Annotated in this window: 17 protein-coding genes; 8 read left to right on the forward strand and 9 right to left on the reverse strand. The window is 43.3% G+C overall.

The annotated features are described in order from the left end of the window. Positions 1 to 132: 132 nt before the first annotated feature. Positions 133 to 309: a hypothetical protein gene (locus QZ938_RS20345; protein ID WP_293352965.1), complete on the reverse strand. Its 177-nt coding sequence runs from the start codon at positions 307 to 309 to the stop codon at positions 133 to 135. Between the two features lie 31 nt (positions 310 to 340). Between QZ938_RS20345 and QZ938_RS20350 the strand changes: the two genes are divergently transcribed. Beyond that, positions 341 to 787, forward strand: a complete 447-nt coding sequence (locus QZ938_RS20350; protein WP_293144004.1) for a tellurite resistance TerB family protein — start codon at positions 341 to 343, stop codon at positions 785 to 787. Between the two features lie 155 nt (positions 788 to 942). Then, positions 943 to 1,356 (forward strand): thioesterase family protein, encoded by a 414-nt coding sequence (locus tag QZ938_RS20355; protein WP_293143335.1) that lies wholly within the window; start codon positions 943 to 945, stop codon positions 1,354 to 1,356. A 340-nt stretch (positions 1,357 to 1,696) separates the two neighbouring features. Here QZ938_RS20355 and QZ938_RS20360 read toward each other — a convergent pair whose 3' ends face one another. Beyond that, the gene (locus QZ938_RS20360; RefSeq protein ID WP_293143338.1) at positions 1,697 to 1,882 is read right to left on the reverse strand and encodes a hypothetical protein; all 186 of its coding nucleotides are present in this window, start codon (positions 1,880 to 1,882) and stop codon (positions 1,697 to 1,699) included. On the opposite strand from QZ938_RS20360, the gene QZ938_RS20365 reads away from it, so the two are divergent. Next, positions 1,869 to 2,840, forward strand: coding sequence for a putative 2-dehydropantoate 2-reductase (locus QZ938_RS20365; protein WP_293143341.1), 972 nt, complete (start codon positions 1,869 to 1,871; stop codon positions 2,838 to 2,840). The two genes, QZ938_RS20360 and QZ938_RS20365, sit on opposite strands and share 14 nt — an antisense overlap. A gap of 308 nt (positions 2,841 to 3,148) precedes the next feature. Here QZ938_RS20365 and QZ938_RS20370 read toward each other — a convergent pair whose 3' ends face one another. The 5 genes from QZ938_RS20370 to menA form a co-directional block, all read right to left on the reverse strand. After that, positions 3,149 to 4,732, reverse strand: coding sequence for a 2-succinylbenzoate--CoA ligase (locus tag QZ938_RS20370; protein ID WP_293352966.1), 1,584 nt, complete (start codon positions 4,730 to 4,732; stop codon positions 3,149 to 3,151). Between the two features lie 128 nt (positions 4,733 to 4,860). Further along, entirely contained in the window at positions 4,861 to 5,859 is a 999-nt protein-coding gene (locus tag QZ938_RS20375; protein WP_293352968.1) for an o-succinylbenzoate synthase, read from the reverse strand. A gap of 200 nt (positions 5,860 to 6,059) precedes the next feature. Beyond that, positions 6,060 to 6,860 (reverse strand): 2-succinyl-6-hydroxy-2,4-cyclohexadiene-1-carboxylate synthase, encoded by an 801-nt coding sequence (gene menH, locus QZ938_RS20380; RefSeq protein WP_293352970.1) that lies wholly within the window; start codon positions 6,858 to 6,860, stop codon positions 6,060 to 6,062. 25 nt (positions 6,861 to 6,885) lie between these two features. Then, positions 6,886 to 7,131, reverse strand: a complete 246-nt coding sequence (locus QZ938_RS20385; RefSeq protein WP_293143353.1) for a hypothetical protein — start codon at positions 7,129 to 7,131, stop codon at positions 6,886 to 6,888. Positions 7,132 to 7,278: 147 nt separating this feature from the next. After that, complete coding sequence (menA, locus tag QZ938_RS20390; RefSeq protein WP_293352972.1) at positions 7,279 to 8,175, reverse strand: 2-carboxy-1,4-naphthoquinone phytyltransferase; 897 nt, start codon at positions 8,173 to 8,175, stop codon at positions 7,279 to 7,281. A 568-nt stretch (positions 8,176 to 8,743) separates the two neighbouring features. On the opposite strand from menA, the gene QZ938_RS20395 reads away from it, so the two are divergent. Further along, complete coding sequence (locus QZ938_RS20395; RefSeq protein ID WP_293144007.1) at positions 8,744 to 10,174, forward strand: isochorismate synthase MenF; 1,431 nt, start codon at positions 8,744 to 8,746, stop codon at positions 10,172 to 10,174. Between the two features lie 272 nt (positions 10,175 to 10,446). Beyond that, positions 10,447 to 12,606 (forward strand): 2-succinyl-5-enolpyruvyl-6-hydroxy-3-cyclohexene-1-carboxylic-acid synthase, encoded by a 2,160-nt coding sequence (gene menD, locus QZ938_RS20400; protein ID WP_293352974.1) that lies wholly within the window; start codon positions 10,447 to 10,449, stop codon positions 12,604 to 12,606. Positions 12,607 to 12,781: 175 nt separating this feature from the next. On the opposite strand, the gene grxC is transcribed toward menD, so the two are convergent. Continuing rightward, positions 12,782 to 13,096: a glutaredoxin 3 gene (gene grxC, locus QZ938_RS20405; protein WP_293143384.1), complete on the reverse strand. Its 315-nt coding sequence runs from the start codon at positions 13,094 to 13,096 to the stop codon at positions 12,782 to 12,784. A 256-nt stretch (positions 13,097 to 13,352) separates the two neighbouring features. Here grxC and QZ938_RS20410 point away from each other — a divergent pair, with 256 nt between their 5' ends. Next, positions 13,353 to 13,562 carry a hypothetical protein gene (locus tag QZ938_RS20410; RefSeq protein WP_293143386.1) on the forward strand — a complete coding sequence of 70 codons (210 nt, stop codon included), beginning with the start codon at positions 13,353 to 13,355 and terminating at the stop codon, positions 13,560 to 13,562. Between the two features lie 373 nt (positions 13,563 to 13,935). Here the strand turns inward: QZ938_RS20410 and QZ938_RS20415 are convergent, their stop codons facing one another. Continuing rightward, positions 13,936 to 14,805 (reverse strand): WYL domain-containing protein, encoded by an 870-nt coding sequence (locus QZ938_RS20415; RefSeq protein WP_293352976.1) that lies wholly within the window; start codon positions 14,803 to 14,805, stop codon positions 13,936 to 13,938. 415 nt (positions 14,806 to 15,220) lie between these two features. Here QZ938_RS20415 and QZ938_RS20420 point away from each other — a divergent pair, with 415 nt between their 5' ends. Beyond that, positions 15,221 to 15,385: a hypothetical protein gene (locus QZ938_RS20420; protein ID WP_293352978.1), complete on the forward strand. Its 165-nt coding sequence runs from the start codon at positions 15,221 to 15,223 to the stop codon at positions 15,383 to 15,385. Positions 15,386 to 15,470: 85 nt separating this feature from the next. After that, positions 15,471 to 17,930, forward strand: coding sequence for a hypothetical protein (locus QZ938_RS20425; RefSeq protein ID WP_293352980.1), 2,460 nt, complete (start codon positions 15,471 to 15,473; stop codon positions 17,928 to 17,930). The last annotated feature ends 2 nt before the right edge of the window (positions 17,931 to 17,932 follow it).

Here is a 17,932-nt window from a genome sequence, read left to right on the forward strand (position 1 = left end):
GACTCTTTGTTATTCTAAATGTGAGGAAATGCTCAAGCATTCTATTAAATTATTAATACATTACTTGAAGTTTGACGATATTCCCATTCCTGGAGCATTCATACCTTGATTCAGCAACGCCAAAAATTGGTATCAACTGTCAACTGTGAACCGCCAACTGTCACCCGCCCTTACAGCACTGAAGACAAAAATTAAAAATCTTAACTTTTTCATAATTTTAGTAATAATAAATAACTCAGCAGATTTGATATAATCATCTAAATGCCAAGCCAAGGAAGCTTCCAAAGCCAGAGCCCATAGGGACTCCATGAATCCACTACTAAAGAATGAGGAAAGTATTATGGGTTTATTTGACAAAGTATCGCAGACTCGCCAACAAACTGATGTCACGTTAGGGCCTGCCGAAGCATTTGCGGCGATCGCGCTAATTGCCGTAGCAGCCGACGGTTACATCAATGACAGCGAAAGTAAAGCGATTAGCATGACACTATCTCGGATGCAACTTTTCCGCAGCTATCCAGATGATGTGATGCGAAAAATGCTCGATCGGCTGCTGAACATTCTGCAACGGCAAGGAGTTCAGGTACTGTTTAATGCGGCTTTGGCAACACTTCCCGACGAACTTAAAGAAACAGTTTTTGCTGTGACAACTGATATCGCTTTAGCAGATGGCGAGGTTTCAGAAGAAGAAGAACAACTTTTGAACGATCTTTACTGTGCATTGGATCTTTCCGAAGAAGTTGCCCTCAAGATTATAGACGTGATGTTGATTAAAAACAAAGGTTAAGAAAGCAGGGGCAGGGGCAGGAGTGAGGAGGGTGAGTTTGAGAATATCAAAATTAGCGCCTTCTGAGTCAGGCGATCGCTGCAAAAGTGCTGGTTTACCTATATGATAGTTGGTAAAATTCAGCTTTAATTTGCGATCGCCCGCGACTACCTCAAATGCCTTTTACTTACACCCGCACTGTGCGCTTTCAAGATACCGATGCTGCTGGAGTCGTTTACTTTGCAAACGTTTTGGCGATGTGCCACGAAGCTTACGAGGCATCTCTAGCAGCATCGGGAGTCAATCTCAGAGCATTTTTTGGCGATCGAGAGGTTGCGTTTCCGATAATTCATGCTAGTGTAGATTTCTATCGTCCACTGTTTGCGGGCGATCGGCTGACGATTCAATTGACGCCCACACAAGTTGGAGGCGATGAATTTGAAATTGCCTATCAAGTATTTTCAGGGGAAGTTGCAGGAAGAAGCTCGGCTAAAGCTCTGACTAAGCACGTCTGCATCGATGCAGTTAGCCGAACCAAAAAACAGCTATCTGAAGACTTAATGCAGTGGATGAGGCAATTTGAGAGTTGAGATTTTAGATAACTTCAATATTTAAATAATCGCAGGGAATGACAGTCAAATTTCTGTTTAGTTTAAAGGGAGCATCTCTGTTTTGCATTTATAATGCGAGCTTAAGAGCTCGCATATTGTACAATACGCGAGCTCTTAAGCTCGCACTACAATAAAAAAAATGCTTTTTACAAAAACTGAGATGCTCCCAGTTTAAAAGTTCTTCTGACTTATTTATAGCGGTTCTCAGAAAGACGAGGTACGTTGTTGGGCTTGGGCCCTCTTAGTCTAAAGGTTGTGTGGGCTGCCAGCCATACCTCATCTTTTTGAGAAAGGCGATATATTAAGTATTTCCACTTAATTAAACGTAAAATACAGAAGAATCAAAAACGAGCTGGTATAAGCATTCTTCCTTCTTTCTTCTTCCTTCTTCCTTCTTCCTTCTTTCTTCTTCCTTCTTTCTTCTTCCTTCTTCCTTCTTTCTTCTTCCTTCTTTCTTCTTCCTTCTTTCTTCTTCCTTCTTCCTTCTTCTTATGACAAATCGCAATTATGCCATAGTCGGCACGGGAGCTTTAGGCGGATTCTACGGTGCTCGACTGCAAAAAGCTGGTTTAGAAGTTAATTTTTTGCTGCGTAGCGATTACGAGCGCGTCAAAAAACATGGTTTGATTGTCGAGTCTCCCGAAGGCGACTTCACCCTCCCGCAAGTCCGCGCCTACCGCGACGCGAACAAAATGCCTAAGTGCGACGTAGTAATTGTCGCGTTGAAAACAACTCAAAATCACTTGTTGCCAAAACTTTTGCCTCCTCTATTAAAGGATAACGGCGCGGTTTTAGTATTGCAAAACGGACTGAATACCGAACCGGAAGTAGCTAAAATTGTCGGTGCAGAACGAGTGGTGGGCGGGCTGTGTTTTCTCTGTTCTTATAAAGTCAGCCCCGGTCATATCTGCCACCTAGATTACGGTACGATCACGCTAGGCGAATATGCCAAAGACTACAAACCCATCGGTATTACTGATAGATTGCACCATATTGCTAGGGATTTTAAACGCGCTCACATTCCCATTAAAATGAGCGAAGATTTGCTGTTATCTAGGTGGAAAAAGCTGGTTTGGAATATTCCTTATAACGGACTGTCTGTGATTTTGGATGCGAGAACCGACGAACTGATGGCGAATCCGAATACTCTGATTTTAGTTGAGCATATCATGAGGGAAGTGGTAGCAGGGGCCAAAAGTTGCGATCGCATTATTCCCGATGATTTTATCCCGCATATGCTGGAATACACTCATAAAATGAAGCCTTACCGCACCAGCATGAAAATTGATTACGATGAATCGCGTCCTCTGGAGGTTGAGGCAATTTTTGGCAATCCCATGCGGGTAGCCCAAAAAGCAGGTATTAAGTTGCCGCAAATAGAGGTACTTTACCAAATGTTGAAGTTTGTGGACTTTCAAAGGCAAGAAGCTGAGAAGACTAGAAGGCTGTTAGGTGTAGATTAATAGATATAGGTTCGTAGTGAGGACTTTAGTCCTTTGATTTATGCGGACTAAAGTCCTCACTACGAACCTTTTAGTTTTTTTATTTATGCGGACTAAAGTCCTCACTACGAACCTTTTAGTTCTTTGATTTATGCGGACTAAAGTCCTCACTACGAACCTTTTAGTTCTTTGATTTATGCGGACTAAAGTCCTCACTACGAACCTTTTAGTTCTTTAATTTATGCGGACTAAAGTCCTCACTACGAACCTTTTAGTCCTTTGATTTATGCGGACTAAAGTCCTCACTACGAACCAACCTTTTAGTTTTTTTATTTATGCGGACTAAAGTCCTCACTACGAACCTTTTTGAGTGCTAGTTCTTGTAATTGTTCTCGATTGAGTTTGCCTTGAGCATTTCTGGGCAATTGTGTGACGACAACCCAATTTTTTGGTCGTTTAAATTTGCTCAACTTATCTTCTATTGCTGCTTGCAAGTTTTTGACAGTAACTTCGGAATTAGCGGGAACCCAAACAGCCGTAACGACTTGCCCCCAATCTTTGTCTGGTAAGCCAATTATAGCAACATCTGCCACTAAATTAGTATTCTTAATGGCAGCTTCGACTTGGGCAGGAAATACGTTTTCTCCGCCCGTGATAATCTTGTCGCTGCTGCGCCCGACGATATTTAAGCAGTTATTTTTATCGAAAAATCCTAAGTCATCTAATTGGAAATAGGGGGAATCGTCAAATCGTTCAGGATAATAGCCCAAGGCTAAAGATTTAGCATTAACTCTAATATTGCCAATTTGATTGTAGCACAAAATCTCGCCGCTAGCACTGCAAATAGTTATTTTCGCGTGGGGTAAAGTTTGACCGGAAGTGTTATTCCCCGCGAGAAAATCCTCGGGTTTGAGTGTGGCGATTTGCGAGGCGGTTTCTGTCATGCCGTAAGTCGGCGCTAATTTGATTTGATGCTTTCTAGCTGTGGCTAAAAGTTCCGGCCAAGCGGGAGCACCGCCCAAAAGTACGGCACGAAATTGGGATAGCCAATTAGTTGTATCTGGTTTTTGCAGCAGCCGTTGCAGTTGAGTTGGTACTAAGGAAATGAAAAATTCTTCTGGTTTGACATCGCATTTTTCGCCTGCTTCTAGTGTTTTGAATGATGCAATTGCCAGTTTTCCTCCGGTTGTGAACGATCGCACAAATTGCATGAAACCGCTGACGTGGTATAATGGTAAGACGCAGAATGAGTTAATTTTGTCAAGTTGAAAATATTCTTGAAAACCTTGGACTGAGGCTGTGAGGGTTTCCCAAGTGTGGATGGCAAAACGGATTTTTCCCGAGGAACCGCCCGTGGGAATCATTATTGTAGCTAATTCGTCAATTTCGGGTGAAGGTAATTGTCGTGAATGATGGAATTCGGGTGAATCGAATTCGGGTGAATGATGGAATCCCGGCGAATGGAATTCGGGTGAATGATGGAATCCCGGCGAATGGAATTCGGGTGAATGATGGAATCCCGGCGAATGGAATTCGCGGCTACACAAACGAAGTCCGCCTCCGCGGACTGGGAGAGGGGGAAATGTGTTTTTTATGTCAGTATCTTGTTTTAAAATTAGGTCGGGTTGGACTAAATCAAAGACTTGTTCCCATTCTTCTTTTACCCAGTTGGGATTGCAGAGAAAAATTTGGCATTTGGCGGTGCGGGCGGCGATAAAACTGGCAAGAAATTGCAGGGGTTCTGGTTCGGCTAGGCAAATTTTTGGGGGTGTTTCTCCTGTTTGATTTTGGGTAATTTGTTGCAATTGCCGATCGACAATTCGAGCAAATTCGCCGCTGTCACCACCGATTAGCCAATTGTCGGGCAATTCTAACGGGATATCGTGAATATTTACTGTTATATTTTCTGCCATAGATGCTTTTAAGAGTTGACAGTTGACAGTTGACAGTTGACAGTTCGAGAGCGAACTCTACCTAGAAGTCAGAGGATTGGAGTAGTGAATAGTTTGATTTTAATTTCTCCCTCAAATGGTTCGGGCTTTCAACCAATTCTTTCTGATAACCAGGTGTCTTGATTGTCGTCGAACCAGCTATCGGTACCGAAGCCTAGGACTCGATTATTTACAGATAATTTTGTTGCTAAGTTTAAGGCGGCTTGTCTGCCAATTTTGGTTTCAAATACGGATGAGAAAACTGCGTCTATATTGTGAGTTTGACAAAATTTGCGGAGTTGGGATGGGGAACCGCCAATCGCAGGTTTGATGACGAAAATTCCCCGCCAGCCTTGGTTGTAGCATTCTTGGATGCGATCGAGATTGGCTGCGGATTCGTCTAGGGCGATCGCCGTTGCATAGGTAGCATTCAATCGTACCATTTCTGGGAACTGTGCGATCGTCAGCGGCTGTTCCAAAAATTCAATCTGGGCGCCCAAGTCGGGTGTTGCTGTCACGGTATCGCAAGCTTCCAGCCATTTTTCAGCCTGGGAGTAGGTGAGTCCCCCATTAGCATCTAAGCGCAAAAGTGCTGTTTGGCGATCGGCTAAATCATCCATTGCTGCGATTAGCTGCTGAAAAATAGTTAATTCTTCCTCAATTGCAGAAACGCCAATTTTCCATTTAAACGTGCGATATCCCTCCAACCAAAGCATTGGTAAAACCTGCAAAGCTGTTTCACCTGCGGGTAATAAACCGCTACACTGATTTTTCGGAATTTTGTCTTGACTGTGTGTATTTTCGATTGCTTTGCCCAGATTTTCCCAAGCTGACTCAAAGCCAAATTGACAGGCTGGTAATTCAGCGGGAATCGCAAAAATTATGTCAGAATCAATATTAGCGGGTAACTGTTGACAAAAATCTAATGCTTCCTCAAACTTTTCCGAACCAAACCAACTCAGCGGGGCAATTTCTCCCCAACCAATGCGATTATTTTCGTCAATCAATCGGAGGATAATTCCTTCTCGCATATCCCAAATACCGTGACTTGTTTGCAATGGACGCTTAAATTTTCGCTGATAGGTGCGAAAGTCGAATTGATATAACATTTACTTTTTAGTCGATTGTCACCAAGGCCAAAGAAACCGGGTTTTTTACCTAATTTGTCGGTAACAACGAAGAATTTTCGTAAAAAACCCGGTTTCTGACTACCCGTTAATCATCACTAAGACGAAAGAAACCGGGTTTTTAGCTAATTTGTCGGTAACAACGAATGATTTTAGTAAAAAACCTGGTTTCTGAATACTCGTTAATCATAAAATTGTCTCACAACTTCTCCAAACTTATCAATACTTTCAAAATGGATATTGTGACCGGCGTTTGGTACAATCTTCAGAGTAGCAGCCGGACACAAGCTGGCAATTTCTGCATTGATACGTTGAAATTTATCATCATCTTCTCCCGCTAGCAAGAGAAGGGGGATTTGAATTTGGGCGAGTTTTCCCCATAGAGAAGGCTGGTTGCCGGTTCCCATGTTACGCAGAGATTTGGCTAATTCTAAGGGATTGTTGGTTAAGCGGCTTTCTATGAGTTGGTGGAATTTGGGGGATTTTTGTAATGATTTGAATAAAGGGCGATCGTACCAGTTTAAGATAAAATCTTTGATGTTGCTATTTTCGAGGTTTTGTGCTGTTTGTGAATCGGCTTGCCGTCTGTGCGATCGATCTTTTTCCGTCTTCAATCCCGCAGAAGCTGACTCTAACACGACTTTCTCGAATCTTTCAGGAAAATGTAATGTCATGTACAGCGCCAGTCGCCCGCCCATTGAGTAGCCCAACAACAAACATTTGTCTATTTGTAAATCATCTAATAAGTGGATCAATGCTTGGGCTGTATTTGACATATTGTAGCAACTTTCGTCGCCGCTGACTCTGGTTTGTCCGTGACCGGGAAGGTCAACGGCGAGACAGCAATAATTTTTAGATAGTAAGGAAATCACGCTGCTAAAGTCTTGACTGTTGCCCGTGAATCCGTGGAGTAATAAAATTAGTGGCTGATTTTTGTTGCCAGTTAACGAATAGTGAAATTGATATTTTTTAGATTTGTTCATCTACACCGTTAAGCTCCTATTTTTATTACAATATCATTACTATGTTATCAGGGATAGCGCCAGTGTATTCTATTGCCACCGATTTTCCATTTCTTAATGACAGCTTACTATAAATTTCATCGCGTTCTGTTGCATGGGCTAAAACTTCACCTCGAATCACACTTAATTCTTCATCTAATTCAGGATTGACAATAAGTACCCACTCATCAGGATACAGACTATAAATTTCTTCTAGGGTGAGGATTGGGCTAGTTTCTACTGGCGTACTCATGATTTGCTTCTCCTTGTTTTCGATTCAATATCAAACTGTTTGTAGTAAGGACTTTAGTCCTTATCGACTAAAATCTTGGAGAGAGGACTAAAGTCCTCACTACAAACCATAGTTCTATTTTACCGAAACTCTCGATCGTCGCCCAAACTACAAAACAAACCCCAGCGCTAGCAGCAAACCGCTCGTAAAATGCAGTGTCACTGCGATAAACTTAGAGTTGCTGACCTTTGCGGGTTGGTCGTGATAGTTTGCGACATGGCGGCAAAGGTCGATCGCAAAAAACAAACTTCCAAAAATCAACAGCGTCCAAATTGGGAAGATTCGCAGCGCCACAAACAGCACAGTCAAAGCATAAACGCTGCCGCACAACCACTGCAACAACTGCGCGCCTTTCTGCGTACCAAGTCGCACGATAGGCGATTTTTTACCCGCCGCCAAATCGTCCTCAACTTGATGGAAGTGAGAACAAAATAAGATGATACTCGTAGTAATTCCCACGATAGCCGAAGCTGCAAAATTAGTAGCAGACCAAGTTTGAGATTGACTGTAATAAGCAGCAGCTAAAGCCAGCGGGCCGAAGGTAAAAAAGCAAATAATTTCGCCTAAACCCTGATAGCCCAAACGAAACGGCGGCCCTTGATAAGTGTAGCCGAGGGCGCAGCACAAAACTACTAGCAAAATTACTGTTGGATCTTTTTGCCACCAGGAAATACCGCAGATTCCCGACACTCCGATTGCTAAAAATAGATTGGCAAGCCAGAAAATTAAAGCTTTATTTCCGGTTAAGTTGACCAAGGAATGTGCTTTATTTTTATCTATCCCTGTTTCCGAGTCAAATACATCATTGGTGAGATTCAGCCATGCTATAATTAAAATGGCTGAAATTAAAAATGTCGAAAAAATTGACGCATTAATCGTTTGAGTTTCGGCAAAAGCAATTGCAGTTCCTACAGAAATAGGAATGACAGCAACGCTGTACATGGGCGGCTTGATTGCCGCCAGCCACAATTTACTATTTGAACGCTCAATTATCTTTGTTGTCATTACACAAACTTGATGCAATTGATAGCAGCTTGGTAATTTTACAATTTTATTGGTGAAGAATGTCTGCTAAGTCTCCGCTTGAGTGCGCCTCCGGCATCCGTTGATAGCCTTTGCGGGCTCTCGCACGCCCGGTAATGCCCACCTGCAAACCTCTGCGGGGTCGATCGCCTTTTAGCGAGAGTCGCCCTCTCAATCTTAAGTTTTATGTCTAAATGTTTCGATGGATCGCGCAATCGTCTGTTTTCTCCCTCCAGCGCGCCCAAACAGTCGGGAAACTCGAAAGGTCATGTTTGGCGATCGCCCGAGCGTGGTTAGATCGAAATAGGGATTATAGCGCAATACGCTTGGGATAAGAAGACCCGGCGGTTGAAACCGCGTCTATACAAACAAAACCCGGATGGTGCGCGGGTTGAAGAGTGGGCGGTTAAAATTACGCTATCTTCTTCAGTCCGCGGAGGCGGACTTCGTTTGTGTAGTGGCGGTTTCAACCGCCGACTTATCAATCGCGTATTCGATTATAGCGGGACAAAACCGCACTCTTTCTGACAAATCTGCTATTCTCGATTTCATGACAGTAATACCGCACCGCGCCAATCTTTTGCAAGACCGCAATCAACTGCATCAGTTGCTGTTAGATTGCCAGCAGTCTTTAACCGAAAAAGATCAAACAAAAATAGTTAGTATTTCTCAGGAATTTTCCCCCGTCGATCCGCTAGCGGTACTGCAAGAAATTGCCACACCCGATGACAGACACTTTTATTTTGAAAAAAGAGACCCCATTGCCGGCAACAGTTTTGCGATCGCCGCCCTAGATTCGGCAATCCATCTCACAGTAGCAGGAAGCGATCGATTTGCCCTCGCTCAAAATTTTATTCAATCTTGTCTAGCCCGGACAATTACCATCGGTACGGAACGTTTGCCCTTTAGCGGGCCGCACTTTTTTTGTAGCTTTGCTTTTTTTGATGAGAATGTCGCAACCAATTCTTACTTTCCCCCCGGCACCATATTTTTACCAAAATGGCAGATTACTCGCCTCAACGATAGCTGTACAATTGTCGCCAATGCCAAAATAGATAGAGATATAAATGTTAAAATTATTACTGAAACCATTAGCAAACAATTTGATAAAATTGCCTCTCAAAAATACATCAAATTAATTAACAGCCAAAACTCACTTCCATTAAAACAAATTCCTGTGAATGATGCCGCTCAATTTAAAAAATCTGTCAAGTCCGCTTTAGAATTAATCGAGTCTAAATATTTCAGTAAAATTGTGTTATCCCAAGCTATAAATGTCATTTGCCAAACACCTTTTAGCGTAATAGATTCCTTAAATAACTTGCGCCTCACCTATCCAGGTTGCTACGTGTTTTCTACCAGTAACGGCAAAGGTCAGCAATTTATCGGTGCCAGTCCAGAACGCTTAATTAGCATTCACAACAATCAGTTAATCGCAGATGCTTTAGCCGGTTCTGCACCGAGGGGAAAAACTGAAGCAGAAGATGGTAATTTAGGCAAAGATTTACTCAACAGCGAAAAGGATATTCGAGAACATCAAGCTGTGATTGACTTTATAGTCGATCGCCTGTTGCATCTCGGCATCCATCCCGACTTTTCCTCGCTACCGAGACTGCTGCAACTATCCAACATTCAACATTTGTGGACACCAATCAGGGCTAGAATTCCCCCAGATATTCACTTGTTGAAAATTTTAGCCCAACTGCATCCAACGCCAGCCGTGGCGGGCGTACCGAGGGATATCGCCCTACAGCAAATTCGGGGCGGCGAAAGCTGCGATCGCTCTTTGTATGCAGCACCCCTGGGCTGGATCGATCGCACTGGTAACGGCGAATTTGCTGTCGGCATTCGATCGGCTTTAATCGACGGATCTCGGGCTATACTTCATGCTGGTGTTGGAATTGTGGCAGGTTCCGAACCAGAGAAAGAACTAGCAGAAATTCAACTGAAACTGCAAGCACTTTTAAATGCTTTAGTTTAAGAATAATATAGCCTTTCGAGCGAAAAATGAGATAAGACATAGGGCATAGGGCATAGGGCATAGGGCATACCTTACTTTTGCGATAACTGCTATATCTCATAACTATGTAGCGACAAATTTGGTAACTTAAGATTTAGATATGGGTAGCCAGAAACCGGGTTTTTCAGCCAATACTAGCCAAAAACCCTCAATCTCGAAAAAACCTGGTTTCTTGAGCTTTGATTGAGAACCGTTATATATCATAAAATATTAGCGATCGCCAAAACAACAAAATGCTTGACTTTCGGAACACAAACACCCTCTGGGCTTCCATAATAGCCGAGACATTGCAGCGACTGGGACTAACCACAGCCGTAATTTGTCCCGGTTCGCGATCGGCCCCGCTAACCATAGCCTTCGCCCAGAATAAGTTAATAGAAACTATCCCTATACTTGACGAGAGATCTGCAAGTTTTTTCGCCTTAGGAACCGCCAAAAAATCCGGTGTACCAACCGCCCTCATTTGTACCTCTGGAACCGCCGCAGCCAACTTTTATCCGGCGATTATCGAAGCCCGTGAAAGTCGAATTCCGCTGCTAATTCTCACAGCAGATAGACCCCCCGAATTGCGCGACTGTCATGCCGGACAAGCGATCGACCAAATTAAACTATACGGCAATTATCCGAACTGGCAAGCGGAATTAGCCATCCCTGCTGCGTCCATTGGGATGCTAAACTATCTGCGACAGACGATCGTGTATGCGATCGAGCGATCGACCTTTCCGACACCCGGCCCCGTGCACCTCAACATCCCCCTGCGCGATCCCCTGGTACCCGTTTCAGATATTGCTGTAGAATCATTAGAAACACAATTCGATATCGCAGATTTCTTTGCAGGATTAGAACCCTTTTTTGCGGCAGAAACTTCTACCCCCCCCAGCCCCCCCTTGCTAAGGGGGGGAGAAAGAAGTGCAGTAGAATCTATTGTTGCAGCAGAAACTTCTACCCCCCCCAGCCCCCCCTTGCTAAGGGGGGGAGAAAGAAGTGCAATAGAATCTATTGTTGCAGCAGAAACTTCTACCCCCCCCAGCCCCCCCTTGCTAAGGGGGGGAGAAAGAAGTGCAATAGAACAATGGCAGAAGTGCAGCAGGGGGATAATTATTGCAGGTGTAGCCCAGCCTGAAAATGCAGAAAAGTATTGTAGTGCGATCGGCAAAATTTCCCAACTATTAAACTGGCCAGTATTAGCAGAAGGACTATCGCCCTTAAGAAACCGCGCCCAACTTAACCCTCATCTAATTTCCACCTACGACTTAATCCTGCGAAACCGCGAACTAGCAGAAAAATTAACCCCAGAAATCGCCATTCAAATCGGAGACTTACCCACAAGTAAAGAACTCCGAAACTGGCTAGAAAAAACCCAACCCAAACGCTACATAATCGACCCCAGCCACCACAACTTAGATCCCCTACACGGCCCAACAATTCACCTACGAACCTCCATAGAAAACCTCGCAACTCTATTAACTCTTGTCCCCCCCCTTACCAAGGGGGGGCTAGGGGGGGTTCAAACCTCTGCTACCACTAATAATATCTCCCCTCAAATCCCCCCCCTTACCAAGGGAAACTCCCCTCTTGTCCCCCCCCTTACCAAGGGGGGGCTAGGGGGGGTTCAAACCTCTGCTACCACTAATAATATCTCCCCTCAAATCCTCCCCCTTACCAAGGGGAACTCCCCTCATGTCCCCCCCCTTACCAAGGGGGGGCTAGGGGGGGTTCTTATCTCTCCATCCCACGAATACATCCAACTGTGGCACAACACAGAAACCCAAATCAGACAAACAATAGATCGAAACTTTGCAGCAATTCACAACATCATCGAGCCCAAAGTTTCCTGGCTGCTTTCCCAAATATTGCCACCAGCCACACCAATATTTATTTCCAACAGTATGCCCGTTAGAGATGTAGAATTTTTCTGGAAGCCAAACAACTTAGAAATAAAACCATTTTTCAATCGCGGCGCCAACGGCATAGACGGCACATTGTCAACAGCTTTAGGAGTCGCCCACCGCAATCAAAGCAGCATTTTGTTAACAGGCGATTTAACACTTTTGCACGATACAAACGGTTTTTTAATTAAAAATAAATTTGTCGGTCATCTGACAATTATTTTAATTAATAACAACGGTGGCGGGATTTTTGAAATGTTGCCAGTTGCTAAATTTGACCCGCCATTTGAAGAGTTTTTTGCTACGCCGCAGGATATCAATTTTGCTCAATTGTGTGCAACTTACGGCGTGGAACACGAGATAATCGACGATTGGGAGCAGTTCAAAGAAAAATTAAGTTTTCTAGCAAATAACAGGATTCGGGTCTTAGAACTGCAAACAAACAGGCGTACAGATGCTAAATGGCGGCAAGATAACCTAAGTAAATTTGCCCAAGGTTCGTAGTAAGGACTTCAGTCCTTCCCAAGGTTCGTAGTAAGGACTTCAGTCCTTCCCAAGGTTCGTAGTAAGGACTTCAGTCCTTCCCAAGGTTCGTAGTAAGGACTTCAGTCCTTTCTTGGGAAATTTAAGGACTAAAGTCCTCACTACGAACCTAATACGAACCTAATACAAAGAGTATTTAAACGGCTGCTTGAGCTAGCAGCGAATCTAATTGTCCTTCTCCATCAAGTTTGTGAATGTCATCGCAGCCACCGACGTGTTGGTTGTTAATAAATATTTGGGGCACGCTGCGCTTGCCGTTAGCGCGATCGGCCATGGCATTTCTAGCAGCTTCGTCGCCGTCAATTTTGTATTCCGTGTAATTGACGCCTTTCCACCACAGCAAAGTTTTGGCGCGGATACAGTACGGACAGGTTTGCCAAGTATAAATTTCAACATGGGCTTTGATGCGATCGGGCTTGCGGCCCAAAATGGGATTGAGAAAATCAAGCATTTTCGGTACAGGGTAAAAATTGAACTGGTTGAGAGATTAAATCATTTTAGCGAAACGCCATCAATCCCGCGTCCTACCAAAGGTTAGGCTGGGATGCAATTCGCCGCACCTGTAGCGCCGTGATTCGCGTCACACATTTACTCTACTCGGATCACTTGCTTTCATCCAAAATAATCACCTGCGGAACCTCCTTAATATCACTGATCTTTTGAGGAAACCGAGGGATTATGAATATATCGAATTCAACCGCACTGCCATGAACGCTTTACAACTCCTCCCCGGCGCTATCTCTGAAATCCTCGCTTCTGTAACCGATACAGGCGTTTTGACTTTAGCCGATCGCTACGGTTTGATGGCAGCCACCTTAGACGAGTCGCTGAATGACGAAGATAGATGCTGTGTCAACCGCCTGCTGCGGGCAGTAATCAGAGGCCGGGTGAAAATGGTCAACGAACTTTCAGCGTAACGAGGATTTGCAGTTTTGTTCTGATGGTAAGGTGAGTCAGCGGTAGATAAAGATGGCAAAATCGGTTGGCAGCCGATCGCCCTGCCGGAGTCCCAGAGACTTGATATAACGGCAACTTGAATTCGATTTAAAAGTTTTCTCCTCCAACTAAACAACGGTTTTTTCGATGTGCAGCCTGTAACGGGCTGCTTTTTTTTGGAGTTATATCATGTCCGATCAATCGTCGTAACAAAAACAGTTCGTTCGTAGTGTGGACTTTAGTCCGCTGATGATTGCGGACTAAAGTCCACACTACGAACCGATCAGATCGTTGTCAATCGACGGGACACGATATTACGGTTTCTTGAGTTCCTGTGCGTTTTTCGGGGAACGGCTAATCGGGGATGTTGATGTTGTACTGACGGCAGAGGGCGATCAGTTTTTGTTGGAAGCGATCGCGCACGCTGTCTGGAGAGACAATGACGCAATCTTCCCCATACCGCAATATTTCTCGGAAAAACCAAAAAGTATTGGATACTTTCTTAACTATTCGTCGCACTTGCGGAGAGTCTGTTAACCATTCATTGAACGTATCTTCACCCGTTTTCGTTTTGTAGGCAAACGCCAAACCTCGGAAAAGGTGCATTTCTACCTCAATCTCGGCTAAACTGGGCAACCATTTTCCGTCAATAGGTGCGATCGCGGCTTCTGGAATCCGATCTAAACGGAAACACCGATTATGCTTCAGTTCTGGCAAATCGTAATTCCCCTCTGTTTCTTCACACCAACAATCAAGATATTCTCGATCTTCATGCGGGTTGATTTGAGCATGGCGGATGTGGAAGTGCCAAGTGCGATCGGCTGCATCTTGGTAGGTGAGTTCAAAGGGTTGGTTCCGCTTCATATAACGGTCTATCTCTAACCGCCAAGGAATAGAGGTTTTATTTAAAAATGCCTCTATTTCTCTCCGCAGGGGCTCTGGAAGTTCACTGCGATCGAGTAGCAGTTGAGCAATAATTTTGGCTTCTTGAATTTTGCCGATATCTGTTAAGGCATCGACGGCGTGTTTGAGGGCTTTTAATCGGCTGTCTTTCCAATCATTGTTAGTGGCAATTAGGAGTTTATGTTGGGCGATCGCTTTTACCAGCTTAGAGATATTCGGGCGATCGCCCCACTTCATGCCGAATTCTAGGGCTAGGGCTTCTAACTCGGCTTTGTCGCGATCGGAAACGGAGAGGGTAATGGACTGATCTTGACGAGTCATTTATACGGACACTTTTATAGTGTAATTGCTTGACAACCTCTGTGAGTCGCGCTATTCTCAGATTATAAGTTATTTACGGATAGAGTATGAGGGTTTTACACAGGCTATTAAAAAAGCCAGAGCAAAACTCTGGCTAGCGACCCCTGATAGGTATTTATGTTTTTAGAGAATAAAATTCTCAACCTCTATATGTCTCGATTTTCAATCTCTGATAGAGGGATTTTTGAGAGGCTACATACCATCATAGCATAACTGAGCTTCGGTGACTACCTCCATATGCTACGGACTTTAAAATTTTGTGTTAATCTGAAAGGCAGCCAGAGCAGGAAGCTCAGACTACCAATGTAGACTCGCAATCTCAAAGGTAGCATGGCGACTGGCCCTGGTGAAAACTTTTTTACTAAGGAGACGGCTAATGTACGAATCAGATTTGATTGCAAGAGAAATTGCTGAGTATCAGGAACAGATTGAGAACCTTCTGATGCAGGTTGAGAAGCTCAAAAGGCGAGTTACAGATTTGATGTGGCTCGACATCACTAATTCTGAAGGTGATGTGACATCCTACGCCGACTGTCAGTAAAAGCTCTAGAGCAACGAGAAGATGGGAGTCGGCATCGTTTTTGCAGACTCCCACATACAAAAACTTCATCAAGAGACAAAATCGGATGAATAAGAGCAATCAAACGACAATACTGATTAGTGCCTTGACTGCGGGTGTCATATCTGCTGAGAAATCAGAGTTGATTGCAGCATTAGCGAGTCAGTCAGATGTGGTGGCGATCGCGCAAACCTTTGCAAACTCCAAGCTAATTCGAGAATTAAGACTCACCCGCAACCTAAATACTAACAAATTACCACAACTTGATTTTCAAGAAAATAGAGTAATCTATCAAGGTCAAGATATTGGCAAAACCAAGATTTTGTACAAATCGCCATTACCAGGAGAATTACAGGCAAAGTTATCTATTGAAAGCGCCATAGATAGATTTTTAGAGTATTTGCAGAAGCAATATCAAATAACGGTACTCCATGAAAGTGACTATCACGTACAGGTTTTCATTCCCCATCGAAAAGAACCAGCAGATTTTAGTCAATATTGGCGAGAGTTTATCGAAAATGTAGCTTTCTCAACTTATGGCCACACCAAGCACAATTTACCAGGATTAGTACAGACATTCATTGTCATGCTCAATAGTGTCACTCTGGCTGGACGCGGTTTCAGTACCTTGGAAATTCCGATTTTGACACAGGAGCAATCGAATGTTTTAGCGGCTTGGTATTTGGCAGTTGTTCGGGAGGTAGAACAGCGTCAAACAAAGCGTAAAAATGATATTGACTATCTCAAAAAAGAACTGGATGATCCCGAACTAAGTGAAAAAGACCGCACATCTTCAGCAAAAAAGTTACTAGACAAGGAGGAGATGCAGTTAAAGGAAGCGAAAAAGTACAACGAAGCTTTTCAAAAGTCCTTTGGTAAAGTCCTGAAAGAGCAACAGTCTATAACGCAAGAGCTAAATCAAATCAAAAGTGAATTGGCAGACTCAGGGTTAAAAACAGCACAGATAAACAAGTTACACAAACAGCAAGAAAAGTTGGTTGCTCAAACCATTTTCACTCAAGAGTCTGTCCAACAAAAGATTCGCTTGCTTGCAGAGGCAGATGGTGAACCATTTAAGTTTATTCAGTACGATCGCCAACAAAACCCCGCTCGGTTCAAAGACATTGTTAACATTTCTAAAAGTTTCACTAAAACGGCTACAGACCAGATCAATGCAACTCGTGGAGACATCTTTACTCAGTGTATTTTAGAGATGTATCGCCTTTTAGAAAATCCGCCAAGCGATCCATTCCCTGAACCATTGCTGAGCGAACAGCCAAGTATCACAGAAGTGCGATCGGCTGGAGATGACGGTAAACATTTTTGCTATTCCTGCGGCGTAGCTCTGGAAAATGCTAAATGGAAAGTAGCCAGATTTATGTTTGAGCGGCCGTCCCAGCGCCGTCAATCATCATCAAGCGAAGATCGACCTTATATTTGTGGTTCTTGTTCAGCATTAGCCTTTGCTTCACCTCTAAAAGTTACTGATGAAAGTATCATTTTGAAACTTGAACCAGTGAATCAAAGTGAACCTGCTAAACTCAAAGTTAAAGACTACATTAGAATGTTAACTAATAAAGAGTTACATTTAAGTGCGGGTCGATATGTAGTTTTAGCATCCGATCGAACTGGTGGCGGTGATTTAGCATCTCAGAAACTTGGTCAGGTTCAATATGCGCTAGCCAAAGTAGCATCAATCTTTCCCGTTGAGGTTTTAGCTGATTTTAAATTCTCGCTGATTATTCAGGGAAGTCAGTCAAAACAACTAGCCAGTAGACATCTAGTATTCATCAAGGGACTGATCGAAGGTTATAGTCAATCAATTATAATTACTGGTAAGGAAATTAATATGACTCTGGGCGATGCTGTTCGCTATATAGAGGATGATTTACCCTTTATTGCTGAATATGATGTGACAAAGGCTGCTGCTAAAGTTAACTCTTTGCAACTAGAGAAAGTTCGCCAACTTTACTGGAAAATCTTTGAAGAAAACTTAGAATCACAAGGAGTAGATATGGATTCATCAAACCAAATCGCTAAAAGAGCAAAATTATATAGGGATGTGACATCTTTAACTGGTTTAACCTATGCCTTTGCTCAATCTTTGGAAAGTACAGCTAAAAAGGCAATGAAAACAGAAGATGCAGAAAGAGAAGTAAGTAAAATCATTGAAAAAGTTGATGATGCAGTTGCTTTTTGCTACTACGCCACCCTTGGCGATCAGAAAAAAACAAATGTCCAAGCAAGACTTTATTGCAACCCAGAAAACTACTTTGTTTATGAACAGACAAAAAACTTATTGGAGGAATTAAAAATCACCAACCGAGAAGAAAAAGATGCAGAAAAACAGCAGACTTGGCTGACTCTTTATGCTGATGATGTGATGAGAGCTTATACCTACTTTGCTGAAAATGGTTACAGTCAAGATCGAGAGTGGAATGAGTTAACTTATAACTTAAAACTTTCTCTCTATACTCGTTTTCCTGAATTGGTTCGCAAATTGAAATCTACAACGGAGAAAAACTAATC

The sequence above is a fragment of the Microcoleus sp. CAWBG27 genome (assembly GCF_020883145.1).
Lineage (GTDB): Bacteria > Cyanobacteriota > Cyanobacteriia > Cyanobacteriales > Microcoleaceae > Microcoleus.

Coding starts and splice junctions, on each gene's coding strand:
- QZ938_RS20345 (WP_293352965.1), bottom strand. CDS start 309: ATGGAGTCCCTATGGGCTCTGGCTTTGGAAGCTTCCTTGGCTTGGCAT.
- QZ938_RS20350 (WP_293144004.1), top strand. CDS start 341: ATGGGTTTATTTGACAAAGTATCGCAGACTCGCCAACAAACTGATGTC.
- QZ938_RS20355 (WP_293143335.1), top strand. CDS start 943: ATGCCTTTTACTTACACCCGCACTGTGCGCTTTCAAGATACCGATGCT.
- QZ938_RS20365 (WP_293143341.1), top strand. CDS start 1,869: ATGACAAATCGCAATTATGCCATAGTCGGCACGGGAGCTTTAGGCGGA.
- QZ938_RS20370 (WP_293352966.1), bottom strand. CDS start 4,732: ATGGCAGAAAATATAACAGTAAATATTCACGATATCCCGTTAGAATTG.
- QZ938_RS20375 (WP_293352968.1), bottom strand. CDS start 5,859: ATGTTATATCAATTCGACTTTCGCACCTATCAGCGAAAATTTAAGCGT.
- menH (WP_293352970.1), bottom strand. CDS start 6,860: ATGAACAAATCTAAAAAATATCAATTTCACTATTCGTTAACTGGCAAC.
- QZ938_RS20385 (WP_293143353.1), bottom strand. CDS start 7,131: ATGAGTACGCCAGTAGAAACTAGCCCAATCCTCACCCTAGAAGAAATT.
- menA (WP_293352972.1), bottom strand. CDS start 8,175: ATGACAACAAAGATAATTGAGCGTTCAAATAGTAAATTGTGGCTGGCG.
- QZ938_RS20395 (WP_293144007.1), top strand. CDS start 8,744: ATGACAGTAATACCGCACCGCGCCAATCTTTTGCAAGACCGCAATCAA.
- menD (WP_293352974.1), top strand. CDS start 10,447: ATGCTTGACTTTCGGAACACAAACACCCTCTGGGCTTCCATAATAGCC.
- grxC (WP_293143384.1), bottom strand. CDS start 13,096: ATGCTTGATTTTCTCAATCCCATTTTGGGCCGCAAGCCCGATCGCATC.
- QZ938_RS20410 (WP_293143386.1), top strand. CDS start 13,353: ATGAACGCTTTACAACTCCTCCCCGGCGCTATCTCTGAAATCCTCGCT.
- QZ938_RS20415 (WP_293352976.1), bottom strand. CDS start 14,805: ATGACTCGTCAAGATCAGTCCATTACCCTCTCCGTTTCCGATCGCGAC.
- QZ938_RS20420 (WP_293352978.1), top strand. CDS start 15,221: ATGTACGAATCAGATTTGATTGCAAGAGAAATTGCTGAGTATCAGGAA.
- QZ938_RS20425 (WP_293352980.1), top strand. CDS start 15,471: ATGAATAAGAGCAATCAAACGACAATACTGATTAGTGCCTTGACTGCG.